The organism is Flavobacterium tistrianum (genome assembly GCF_003254545.1).
Lineage (GTDB): Bacteria > Bacteroidota > Bacteroidia > Flavobacteriales > Flavobacteriaceae > Flavobacterium > Flavobacterium tistrianum.
Window position 1 is genome coordinate 1 of the sequence record NZ_QJRH01000047.1, and the last position, 13,439, is coordinate 13,439.

Consider the following 13,439-nt stretch of genomic DNA (forward strand, 5'->3'; position numbering starts at 1 on the left):
GCTTCGAAATTGCCAGATTATTGATTTCTTCAAAATTAATGTGCTCAATGCTGTCTTCAGGCATAGGGATATTTTCTTTAAATAATTAACTTCTTCTTTCTTTCAGTTCGGTTTCAATCTGCACTTGAATATTATAACAGCTTAGAGCTAGTTCTAAAAAACACTTAAAATCTAAGTTCTCTGAGCTAAATTTTACTCTTCTATGTAATAAAAGAGTGTCGATTTTTTTTTAGACTGACAAAAATAATATTACTTTCGACAAAAAGCAATCGGTTGTGTAAAATTATACAAAAAAATATAATGCAAATTTAGTTTACTTTATTTAGACGGTTAACCGCCAGCAACCGATTGTTAATTAATAACCAAAAACTAGTTCCGTTTTGATTTGACTAGTATTTTCGCACTTTCAAATACAAACTTTAAAAACCATCTTCCCCTAATTTGTTGTAAAAAGAAAACATTATTAATAAAATAGAATTCTAAACTTTTTTTGAAGATTCGCGCACAAGTACTTCAGTATTTAGAAATGTGATTTCTTTTGCTTCTTCTTTATGAGATTCTATCGTATCAATAACAATATTGGCGGCTGCTTTTCCCATTTTTTCCGCAGGATGCGTGATAGTTGTAATATTCGGCTCGATTATTTCTGAAATGGGATCATTATTAAAACCAATTACAGCAAAATCCTGAGGAACTCTAATTCCTTTCTTTTTTGCTGTTTGCACGGCACTTACAGCAAGAATGTCTCCTGGCGCAAAAAGTCCGTCGGGCGGAGTTTTTAGTCCAAACAATTTATTACAGGCTTTAACTCCAGCATCATAAGTCATGGCTTTCAAATTTATAACCAATTCTTCTTTTAATGGAATGCCATAATCTGCAAGCGCATCTATATAACCTCTTTTTCTTTCATTATAAAGATTGCCAAATTCTGCACCTGCGGTCATATGCGCAATTCTTTTACAACCTTGGTCTATAAGGTGTTTTGTCGCTTTATATCCTGCCGTATAATTATCAATCACTACCCTAAATGTGTTAAAGTCCTTAGGCACACGATCTACAAATACGAGAGGAATATTATTATTTGAAAATTGCTGAAAGTGAGAGGTGTCTTTTGTCTCCATAGCCAGCGAACAAATTACACCGCTAACTCTGCTGCTATAAAGCGATTTCGTCATATTAACCTCCTCCTCATAAGAGTCATGCGACTGCATAATAATAACAGAGTAGCCTGATTTTCTAGCAGTGATTTCGATACCGCTAATTAAAGATGATAGGAAAGGCTGTGTGATAGTGGGAATTAAAACACCAAGCGTTTTAGATTTATTGCCTCTTAGTCCTGCAGCTAAAGTATTTGGAACAAATCCCATTTCTTCGGCTGTCTTTTTAACTTTCCTAATAGTTTTATCACTTATGGTATGATGATCTTTTAGAGCTCTTGAAATTGTCGATGTAGCCAGATTAAGTCTCTTTGCAATGTCATAAATTGTTACATGTCTATGTTCTTCCATTACTATTATGATTAGTCGTAAATTTTAAAAATAATTTAAAAATTGCTTAGTCAATTCAACAACACCATCTTTTATTTTACACAACTAATTTACTTACAATCAATACAAAACACAATATTTATCATAAAAAATCATCAATAAAACATAAAAATGGCATTATTTTTAAAATAATAATCTAAAGTTAGATTATTTTTCTTTTCTTTACACAATCGGTTGCAATTTATTTTTTTATAAAAAGAACAGCACTCCATCAGTCGCAACATCAGTAAAAATTATTCATATGAAAACAAAAAAATTGAAATATCAGATTCTGATATTAATCTCACTTTGGTGCACTGCACAGAAAAATGACTCTAAATATCCATTTCAAAATACTAATCTCACTTTTGAAGAACGAGTAGAAAACTTAATAGAGCAATTAACACTAGAAGAAAAAGTAGCGCAAATGCTAAATGCGGCACCTGCTATACCAAGATTAGGAATTCCTGCTTATGACTGGTGGAACGAAACGCTTCATGGAGTGGCAAGAACTCCTTTTAAAACAACGGTTTTCCCGCAGGCGATTGCAATGGCGGCTACTTTTGATAAAAATTCACTTTACAAAATGGCCGACTATTCTGCTCTCGAAGGAAGAGCCATTTACAATAAAGCAGTTGAACTTAATAGAACCAACGAACGCTATTTAGGACTTACCTATTGGACTCCAAATATTAATATTTTTAGAGATCCCAGATGGGGACGCGGACAGGAAACTTATGGAGAAGATCCTTTTCTGACAGCTGTTTTAGGTGATGCGTTTGTAAAAGGTCTCCAAGGAGATGATCCAAAATATCTAAAAGCGGCAGCCTGTGCAAAACACTACGCAGTACATAGTCTTCCTATTAATCTTGAAAGTTTAGCGGGTTCTCGAGGAATTGTTTATGGTTTAGATCATTTTGGTTACTCTGCTCCTGCTTCGGTTTTAGATCAAAAATTCGGTTTTACAGCTGAAAATATTAGCAATGAGATATTAAAGTATTTGGAAATTGCTCAAAAGCCGAATATTCAATATAATAACAAATTGTAAGTTAAAATATTTCATAAAAGTCCTAATCTTTGATTAGGACTTTTTTTATTATACATTCCTATTTTCTAACAGGCAAGATTTGTCATCTATATTTCTAAATTCTTATGAAAAAACAACTCTAAATACAACCTATAAGATAATTGCTAACTTTTATAGATTTACAATTTATTGAACTAGAAAATAAAGCATTTTAAAATCTGAAGTCTTTAAATTCTTCATCAAATTTGAGAAATAAAATCTACTACACCTTTAGATGAAATGTCATTATTTTTAAAGAAAAATATTCTTTACATCCGTTTTTATAAACTAAAAAAAAACTTTTTTTCAAAAAAACAACCAAACAAAACTACTAATAATCAACACATTACCTCTTATCTATTCAAAAATATCTTAAATAGTTGCCCTTATTGAGGAATTACGTAAAGATTTTATGAGAATAACATATAAGTTTGGCAGGAAAATTTTAACAGAGACAATTTTAACATTTTTAATAGAAAAAAATACCACGGAATGCTATTATTAAAATTTAATCAAGGTCTTTTAACAAAAAGCTGTTAGTGTTTTCAAAAAAAGTAGAATAATAAGAATTTCAATAATAATTTTTACCAAAAATTTAAAAGACATACCTCAGTGAGAACAATCCCCAAACCATCACTATTAATAATCAACATCCTGCTGGTTATTATTTCAACAGTTCTAATAGTGTTGCATTTAATGCAACCAAAAGCAAAAATCCTATATGTTGACAATGCTAAAGTATTTAAAAGCTTTAGCATGACAAAAGAACTTAAAAGAAATGGAGAAAAAGAATTCAACAGCCGAAAAGCTAATATTGACGCTTTGTATTCAAAACTAGAATCCGATCAACTCTCTAACTCCCAAAAACAAACCTTAATGAAGCAGTTTATTCAGGAAAAAGAAGAGTTAAACCAGTTTAATGATTTCTACAGTTCCGAACAGTCTTCTAAAATATGGTCTAGAATAAAGAGCTATTCTGCCGAGTTTTCAAAAGAAAACAACTGCAACATTATTGTTGGTTCAGACAGTAATGGCATTGTCCTTTTTGCAGACCAATCTATTGACGTCACAGACAAATTTATCACCTATATAAATCAAAAGTATGAAGGACTTAAATAAAGTTATTTTTGTCTTATTCGTTTGTATTTTATCATCTTGTAAAAAAGATCCTCAATCAGCAGACGATTCAGAAATCAGAGATCGCTATTTCAACCTTGAAAAATTGGGTTGGAAATCTCGTGCTTATACGCAAAAAATTGAAGACATCGGATTTACTGCCACAGAAGTCCCTATCCAGTACTATTTACTTAAAGACATGGGAACTGATAGCCTTAGAACGGTAGACTCACTTTATGAGCAAAACAAAAGAGAGCGCATTGTTGAATTTACATTTCAGCAAGAAGAAGAAAAAGATTTACTGGCTAAAGATTTTACTGGCATCGAATATACTGATGCCGTTAAATATATGTCTTTTGGCCTTGAGAAAGACTTTTATGTTGTGACTTCTAAAAACGATACTATTAAATGTTCGGGAGTCACTTATGAACGCACCTATAAAATTGCGCCTTACCAAAGAGTTTTATTGTTTTTTTCTGGAATTGATCCAAATGAAAAAATACAACTTGTCTATAATGATTTTCTTTTTAGAAAAGGAACTCTAAAATTCAAATTTAAAGATACCTATACCAAAATAGCCTTATGATTAAGCAAAAAAAAGTAAGCAAACTAAAAAAGATTGTTGCTATTTATTTAGCATTGATGATTTTGTTAGAAACTGTACAACCAATGCAAATTTATGCACTGACAAATGGTCCATCTCAACCAGAATTTGAAGCCTTTACCCCTATAGGCACTTCTGACATGGTTGATTTAGCAAGCGGTGATTTTAACTACAATATTCCAATAATGGATGTTGGAGGTTACCCACTAAACTTAGCTTACAACTCTGGAGCTACAATGGATCAAGAAGCTTCATGGGTAGGATTGGGATGGAATCTCGATGTTGGACAGATTAATAGGCAAGTACGTGGTTTACCAGATGATTTTAATGGTGATGAAATGATCTATGAAAATAATCTAAAACCTAACATTACTATTGGAGCAGATTTTAATGCTTTCGCAACTCTATTTGCTATTAAAGAAAATGACGACAAAAAAGGCCCTAGTCTTAAAGGGAGTGTAGGTCTAGGTGTAAAATACAATAATTACGATGGTATTGGAGTAAGTTCAAGCGCTGGTTTGAGTTATCAAATTAGCGATAATTTATCTGTGGGAATGAATATCTCATCTTCTGCCACCGAAGGTGTTTCAGTTTCTCCAAGTGTCTCATTTTCTTCAAAACTCAAAAGCACTGCAGATAATGATTATTTTTTAGGCACTAATGTGGGAGTTAGTTACAATAGCCGAAAAGGAATAGAAGGCTTTACATTATCAAATTCTACTAGTAGAACATTCAATAAAACTTCAACCGACTTTAAAACAAAAGGTTCGGATAGTGAGCAATTAACTTCAGGGTCGGTATCTTTTGTAGATGCTTCTTTTACACCCTCGAAAAGAGTTGGCATGAAATCTTCAAATTATATGTTCAGCGTCAATGTTGAAGGCGAAATTTGGGGAATTGAACCAGGTATGAAATTCTCAGGATATGTTACAAGCCAAGGAATCAAAGATTCAGAAAAACACAAGATTGAAAAAGCATACGGTTTTGAAAATATTTATAATGCGGGGAAATCTGATGTCTTAGACTTTAATAGAGAAAAAGACAGGACTTTTAATAAAAATACAACTTCTTTGCCTATTACCAACAACACTTATGATGTTTACAGCATTCAAGGACAGGGAATCTCAGGAATGTATCGTCCGTACAAATCTCAAATTGGTTATGTTTATGATAACGAAACAAAAGACGAAACCTCTGGAGGAAGTTTAGGTTTAGAGTTTGGAGCTGGCGGGGGTGTTCACGTAGGAGTTGATGCTACAGTTACTTTGGGAAACAGTAAATCTAATGTATGGGAAAATTTAAATCCAGCTTTAGGAAGATTTAGAGAGAAAAAGAGCGGCAACCGCCCTGATTACGAAAAAGTGTTCTTTAAAAACATTGGAGGCAATCATGTTGATAAAGAATTAGGTCTTTTACAGAATAATTTAGGAGGATATAGCCCTGTAAAGTTAAATATAGAAGGAAGTAAATTCTCACGAAAAACAAGTCAGAAATATTATATCGGTTCAGGTACAAATGCCATAGCTGAGACAGGATCTATTTTAAGAACAAAACGTCTCTCTAGAAACCAATCAATAGAAAAACTAAACCGTCTTGAAGCATCTCAATTTGGCTTTGCTAGATATGAAAATAAAAATAATAATCAATTCAGTCCATACTCTATTAAAGGGAAACAAGATCATCATACCTCTGAAATAAAGATTACCAAAGATGGCGGAGAACGATATATTTATGGGAGAGCTGCCTATAACTCTATCAAAAAAGAAGTAACATTTGATGTAGGAAATTCAAATCCTAACTATCAAAAAGGGCTTGTACCCTATAATCCTGGAGTTGACAATTCTCCTAACAATAACCAAAGTGGCGACAGATATTTTAATAGAACCACTACGCCAGCTTATGCTCACACTTATTTATTAACATCTGTTTTATCTTCTGATTACCAAGACTTAACAGACGATGGGCCGTCAGACGATGACTTAGGAACGTATACAAAATTTAACTATCAGAATAAAAGCGGTGCAAATGCTTACAAATGGAGAGTTCCATTCGAAAAAAATGCAGCCAATTACGATGAAGGCCTTCGTTCTAGTGCAAAGGACAACAAAGGAAATTATCTATACGGAGAAAAAGAATTACTATACGTAAAACAAATTGAAACCAAAACCCACATTGCAATCTTTCATATTTCGGAAAGGAATGACGGGTATGGTGTGGCAGATGAAAATGGAGGCCGTGGAGACAATTCAAAAATGTATAAGCTTGATAAAATTTCTTTGTACTCTAAACCAGAATATTTAACAAAAGGAGATAAAGCAATTCCAATCAAGGAAGCATATTTTGAATATGATTACAGTCTATGCCAGGGAATTGACAATAATAAGAACAAGGACGTTGAACAGCAAAAAGGACAGCAGGGAAAATTGACTTTAACCAAGGTATATTTTACTTATAAAAACTCAAAAATGGGGAAATTTACTCCATACCTTTTCAAATATGCGCCTACAAGTCTTACCCAAAAAGCAGATGGCTCAGATCAGTCCGATTATAATATTTCAGAAGATACAAATCATAATCCTTTGTATGATATGAAGGCGTATGATGTATGGGGAGGATACAAACCATCAGAAAAAAATCTAAACGGAAGCACAACAGGCAAATTGTCTAATGCTGAATTTCCTTTTGTGGATCAAAATGATCGCAAAACCGCTGATAAATATGCTTCTGTTTGGCATTTAAAATCTATTAAACTCCCTTCTGGAGGTTTGATTGAAGTAAATTTTGAAGCTGATGATTATGCTTTTGTGCAAGACAAACAAGCTATGCAGATGTTTAAAATTGTAGGAAGCGGAAATCAGACTCCTTCAAATTTAAGCGCAATTGACAGCTCTATTAAAACTGTTGCTCTAGGCGATTATATCTATGTGGAAATAGATAAAGATTTTGATATTACAAGCTCAAATGCAGATAAAATTTTTAAAGACACTTATTTAAAAACTATTGGTACAGCAGACAACCCTATGTATTTTAGATTTTTACTAAATATGGTAAGCCCAAACCCAATTGCTGGTGGAAATACAGACAAATATGATTATGTAACAGGTTACGTAAGAAGAGAAGGCACTTGTGGCTTTTTTCAAAATCCAAGCAACGGAAAAAAATATGCCTCTATTCCTCTTCAAAAGGTAAGAGGAGATGATAAATTTACTCTTAATAATGATAATAACAATAACACTAATCCAATACAGAAAGCAGGATGGAATTTTGGACGGCAGAATTTAAACAGGCTTATGTATGATCTGAAAAATGAAGAGAATACCGATGATGTGAAAGGTGTTGTCATGCAACTGATTGGACAAATGTCTGCTCTTTTAGAAATTTTCTCAGGTCCTAATGAGAAATTAAAAAGAATTGGAATTGCCAGCAATTTTGTTACTGGCAAATCCTGGATTCGCTTGATGAATACAAATGGACATAAAATTGGAGGAGGCAGCAGAGTCAAAAAGGTTGAGCTTAATGATCAATGGAACATCATGACTGGAAATGTCACTAATGATTTATACAAGCAATCTTATGGACAAACCTATAACTATAATGACAAAAACGGAAACTCATCTGGAGTTGCAACTTATGAACCATTGGGCTCGAAAGAAAATCCATTTGTAAAGCCTTTTTATGATAAAAATAAAAGAGATCTTTTGTTAGGTCCTGATAGCGATAACTATGTTGAAGAACCTTTGGGAGAATCATTTTTCCCTTCACCAAAAATAACCTACAGCAGGGTAACTGTTGCAAATCTTCCTAGAAAAAATGAAACAGAGAACAAAGTAGTCAAAAAGCATGCAACTGGCTCTGTTGTAACTGAATTCTATACTTCAAAAGACTTTCCTACTATTGTGGACAAAACATTATTGTCTTCAAATTTTGACACTTCAAATGTTTTAGCAAACCTTTTAAATTTAAATGTAAAGAATCATATTACAATGTCTCAAGGCTTCTCTATTCATACCAATGATATGGATGGAAAAATGAAAAATCAGAGAGTTTATGGAGAAGGACAAACGCAAGCTATTTCAGGAGTAGACTATAATTACAGTACTGTTTCAAATCCTCAAAGTCCAAATTCAGGAAGACTAAACAATACTATAGAAACTGTAGATTCTCAAGGAAATATCTCTAAAAAACTAGTCGGAGTGGACTATGATGTTATTAATGATTTTAGAGAAAACACTTCTACAACCACAACAGCTGGTATTCATTTTAATATTGCAACACTTCCTATCACCATATTTGTGATTGTGGTTCCAACTCCAATTCCAAGCTATTCAAAACATGAAAACTTGATAAGAACAGCAACTACAACAAAAGTAATCCATAGCACAGGAATACTTTCTGAAAAAGTGGCATACGATTCCGGGTCTAAAGTTTCAACTAAAAATCTGGCTTGGGATGCCGAAACAGGTGAAATTCTATTGACTCAAACCACTAATGAATATGATGATAACTACTTCAGCTTTAGTTTTCCTGCCTATTGGAAATACCGTGGAATGGGTCAGGCAGCAAAAAATGCAGAATTTACTACTGGAATTGAACCATTAAACGGAAGTTACAAATTTGCTTCGACTAGCACTTCCACACAAAATAAGCCTTCAGACTACTTAATCAATGGCGATGAAGTATGGGTAACAGGGCGTGATAATGAAAATGCCAAACTTCTTATAAGAGCTTGGGCAGTAAAAGTATCTGACACCGATTTCAAACTTATTGATTCAAAAGGAAAATTGGTTCAAGATGTCAAAACTGAAGGAAAAATTAAAGTAATTCGTTCGGGCTATCGCAATATGCAGACAGCAGGTATGGCAAGCGTTACTTCTATGAAGAATCCGTTATACAATTACGATGCTAACAATCAGATCACAGGAATAAAATCAAATATTGGCAACACACCTTTCCAATCTAATGATTCATCCAATAGGATCGTAAATGCTTCGGCTGTAGAATACAATGATATCTGGCCTGCGCAATGTGAATGCAATCTGCCAAAAATGACTTTTGATGCTCAAGGAAATCTGAAATTCGGATTTGAGAATGCAGAAACAGAAGACAGCGATTCTGATACATCATACAACCCGTACTTGTACAACATTCTTGGAAACTGGAGAGCAGATAGATCTTATGCTTTCTTAACAGGAAGAAATTCTACAGAAGATCCTACTCCACGTAAAACTGGATTCTTTACAGATTTCTTTCCATTCTATGTTTTGGATGCTAACTTAATTTGGCAGATTTCAACTGACAATAAACAGAAATGGACTGCTGCATCTCAAGTGACTCAATATACCCCTTATGGCCAGGAAATAGAAAACAAAGATGCTTTAGACCGATACTCCTCTGCCATATACGGCTATAATAATCGTTTCCCTGTTGCTGTAGGCTCTAATACAGAATACCGCGAATTAGCTTCAGACGGGTTCGAAGATTATGACAGCAACCCGAAGGACTGCGACAAAGCATCACATTTCGATTATAAAGCGCAATTGAGGAAAAATGAAATAAGCATCTCTTCTGATCAGTCTCATACAGGAAGAAAAAGTTTAAGAGTTGCTCCGAGCAAAAAAGTCGTAGTAAAAAAACAAGTTATTTCTTGCAATTAAAATTAACCAAACAGATGAAAATTATCTATAAATTAGTTTTTACCCTTTTAAGTTTTTTTGTTTTTTCCATCTCTTTTTCTCAAAACACAACTGAGAAACCAAATGATTTTGATGTCATTAAATTAAGAGCTATTTTAAAAAAACGAGGTGTTGCAGATAAAGACCTACCATCAGAAATCAATGCTTTTCGTGCAAGACTTCAAAAAATTAATAGAGTACAAAAAACTAAAAATCTCTCTAATAAAAAATTGCTTACGCAAAAAAAAGCGTTAGCAGTAAATAGTACAAATACTTCAACTTTGCGTTCGGCAGCAACAGCTTCGTGTGTTATAGATGCTAATGAGCGTGGAGGTTACATTATGCTCTCTGATTATGAAATTCTTGTCTCCTCTACGCCTGTTACCGCTTCTCTAAGCGGAACATATTTCCCCTCTAACGTATACACCTACAGCTGGAGTCTATTAGATCCTCAAGGAACATTGGTTAGTAACAGTACAGATCAAAATTTTACTTTCACTCCAAGTACATTGGGAGAGTATATAATTGAACTTGTACTTACAGATCAAAATGGATGCACAACATTTTATGATAATGCTGTCAGATCTCTTGATGAATGCGGCATTACTGAAAATGAACGTTCTTTTGGAATAATGGCTCCTGGCGATTATTCAAATTCCACAACATCATTAAATATGAACCAGACTTATGACCTAACAGCAGATTTCTGGCGTCCCCAAAATTCTTCTCTTACTTTTGATTGGAACCTTTACAGTCCCAATGGCGCATTAATAAAAAGAGGTAGCTCTCCCGAATTTCCAATCACTCTTTCAGTGACTGGTTACCATAAAGTACTTTTAAATGTCACTGATAACCTTACTGGGTGTAAGGCAACTAATTCTAAAGTAATTATTTCTTTAATGTCTGGAAGTTGTACAGAAGAAAATCCAAAATCAGAAACTGTAAAAGGACTTTTATTAAATGTAGTAAAAAAATTGGTAGCAAGGACTTTAATGGGTGAGACTGACCTGCAAATCAACAATAGCGGTCCTGGTTCTGATTATAGTAGTTTATTGCCTTATTTAAAAAATAATACTGGAACCTCTTTTTATAACTATGTAAGCAATAGAGAACAAAGCTTCAATACTGGCTATTTGTCAGAGATAAAATTTTCATTTTCTCCTGACAGACAATATGATGCTCATTTCTACATGGGATACGGAATTGCACCTTTTCAACCTGAATATGAAACAGTTGAAGAACTCTATGAGAGAATTGAATATGAATTGTATGTAAATACTAGCCAGTACATCTCTTACAATGAACAGCTAAACTCTTGTAATGTAAGGATACTTTCGAGAATAGCTGGTGCAACTTCTCCTCTATTTGATCCTGATGATTGCAGATCAAAATCAGAAATTGTTAATATAGATTTTTGCCCATCAAACTGCGATCCAATAACAGGAATCATCAAAATTATAAAAGACACTGGTTATCCATTTCAGTTTTCAAATTCAGGCATTACATCCATACTGGCATGTAATGAAACAGCTTTTCCAAATAAATTCTATGCCAATACAGCAGCTCTAAACATTGGGACTAAATTATTTACAAATCAGAGTTTATCAACTCCTGTACCTGTAACTAATAGCTTCGCATGGTATAAAACTCAAAATAATGCTACGGCTTACAAAATTGATGCAACAGGTAAAATAACTGAAGTTTATACATGCTCTGCTTCTACTTGCAGTAAAAGGTTCTTAGATTATGTTACTGTTGTGGCTCAAGAACCAATTACACTTAACTATTTCCTTCCAAACGGAACAGAAGTTAATAAAACTTTTGAGCCCGTACCAAGAGGTGGAGATCAAACTTACACATTCTCAATTGGCGCTTGTATCAGTGAAACTTCACTAACAATTGATGGTCCCGTTTTAAGTCAAACCGTTGCATGGAACGACAATCAGAATTGTTGCCAAGCTACATCACGAGCATACCGTTTTTCTTCTCCAGGAAGAGACTCTGCAAGTGAAGCATGTTCAGCAATAACTTTTCCTGACACATTTTATGCAGCTTCTACTTCTTTAGGAATAGGAACCCAGCTTTATTTGGATCCAGAGTTAAAAAATAAAGTAGGAAGCGGAAACACATGGCGTCAAGAAGGAATTGATGGATATACGATTAGAATCGCTAATGATGGTACGGTAGCAGAATTCAGCAATTGTGGAGCAGAACAGCCAACTACAACCACATATGGATATCGTGCCATGCACCCTTACGAGCATACAGGTACAGATTCTGTTATTTATATAGACGTAAATGGAGTAGAACAGCAGATTGATCTTCCAAGAGCAGGAGCAGGAGAAAATATTGATACTGCACCATGTATAAAAATTGTAGCGCAAAGAATTGTAAGCCATTCAGGAGTTACTTCATGCACGCCATAAACTGAAGTCAATTACATATTAAATGGCTTTGTTAAACACAATAAGCCTGTAATAAATTAAAATTATAAAAAGCATTTTTAAAATGAAAAAACATCTGCTATTGCTAGCTTTCATAATTTTTAATTCAATGGTTTTGCGAGCTCAAGACTGTCCAGCAATTACTGGATCAATAAAAGGTAGCTCTCCATCCTATCCTGCAATCTGCGAGGCAAATGTTACTGCAACCCCTTCGACTCAGAGCATTTTATCTGGAGAAGCTACATCCATTAGCCTAACAACCTCTAAAATTGGGACAACATTCTCATGGACTGTAGTTCAGACAGGAGTAACCGGAGCTTCATCAGGAAGTGGTACATCAATTGCTCAAACTTTAGCCAATACTGGTGGTGCAGATGGAACGGCAATTTATACCGTAACGCCAAAATTAGGAAACTGCTCAGGTACGCCAATCAATATTTCGATTACTGTAAAATCATTATATAAAAACTTAATAGCAAGCGGAACTTTCACTAGAAATAACTGCGGAGCTGGAGGAACAGGTTCAACTGTAACCTACACTGTCAACGCAGGAACATACATCGCTGCAACCCAAGCAGAAGCCGATGCACTTGCGCAGAATGATGTAAATGCAAACGGGCAGGCTTACGCTAATGCTCAAGGTTCTTGCACTTTTGTAAACGTGGTAAAAAGCGGAACTTTCACTAGGAATAACTGCGGAGCTGGAGGAACAGGTTCAACTGTAACCTACACTGTCAACGCAGGAACATACACTGCTGCAACCCAAGCAGAAGCCGATGCACTTGCGCAGAATGATGTAAATGCAAACGGGCAGGCTTACGCTAATGCTCAAGGTTCTTGCACTTTTGTAAACGTGGCAAAAAGCGGAACTTTCACTAGAAATAACTGCGGAGCTGGAGGAACAGGTTCAACTGTGACCTACACTGTCAACGCAGGAACATACACCGCTGCAACCCAAGCAGAAGCCGATGCACTTGCGCAGAATGATGTAAATGCAAACGGGCAGGCTTA

7 protein-coding genes are annotated in these 13,439 nt (G+C 34.5%); 6 read left to right on the top strand and 1 reads right to left on the bottom strand.

Annotated features, from left to right (window positions below; genetic code table 11):
• Window positions 1-479 precede the first annotated feature (479 nt).
• Window positions 480-1,508, bottom strand: a complete 1,029-nt coding sequence (locus tag DMB71_RS00425) for a LacI family DNA-binding transcriptional regulator (RefSeq protein ID WP_111362735.1) — start codon at window positions 1,506-1,508, stop codon at window positions 480-482.
• A 280-nt stretch (window positions 1,509-1,788) separates the two neighbouring features.
• On the opposite strand from DMB71_RS00425, the gene DMB71_RS00430 reads away from it, so the two are divergent.
• From DMB71_RS00430 to DMB71_RS00455, 6 genes are all read left to right on the top strand, one after another.
• Window positions 1,789-2,574, top strand: a complete 786-nt coding sequence (locus tag DMB71_RS00430) for a glycoside hydrolase family 3 N-terminal domain-containing protein (protein WP_394336368.1) — start codon at window positions 1,789-1,791, stop codon at window positions 2,572-2,574.
• Between the two features lie 714 nt (window positions 2,575-3,288).
• The gene (locus DMB71_RS00435; protein WP_111362736.1) at window positions 3,289-3,711 is read left to right on the top strand and encodes an OmpH family outer membrane protein; all 423 of its coding nucleotides are present in this window, start codon (window positions 3,289-3,291) and stop codon (window positions 3,709-3,711) included.
• Window positions 3,695-4,294: a hypothetical protein gene (locus DMB71_RS00440; protein WP_111362738.1), complete on the top strand. Its 600-nt coding sequence runs from the start codon at window positions 3,695-3,697 to the stop codon at window positions 4,292-4,294. Before DMB71_RS00435 ends, DMB71_RS00440 begins: the two co-directional genes overlap by 17 nt.
• Complete coding sequence (locus DMB71_RS00445; protein WP_111362739.1) at window positions 4,291-9,966, top strand: hypothetical protein; 5,676 nt, start codon at window positions 4,291-4,293, stop codon at window positions 9,964-9,966. Before DMB71_RS00440 ends, DMB71_RS00445 begins: the two co-directional genes overlap by 4 nt.
• A gap of 14 nt (window positions 9,967-9,980) precedes the next feature.
• The gene (locus DMB71_RS00450; protein WP_111362741.1) at window positions 9,981-12,410 is read left to right on the top strand and encodes a hypothetical protein; all 2,430 of its coding nucleotides are present in this window, start codon (window positions 9,981-9,983) and stop codon (window positions 12,408-12,410) included.
• Window positions 12,411-12,492: 82 nt separating this feature from the next.
• On the top strand, window positions 12,493-13,439 hold a 947-nt coding region (locus DMB71_RS00455), incomplete at its 3' end, for a DUF5977 domain-containing protein (protein WP_239452882.1).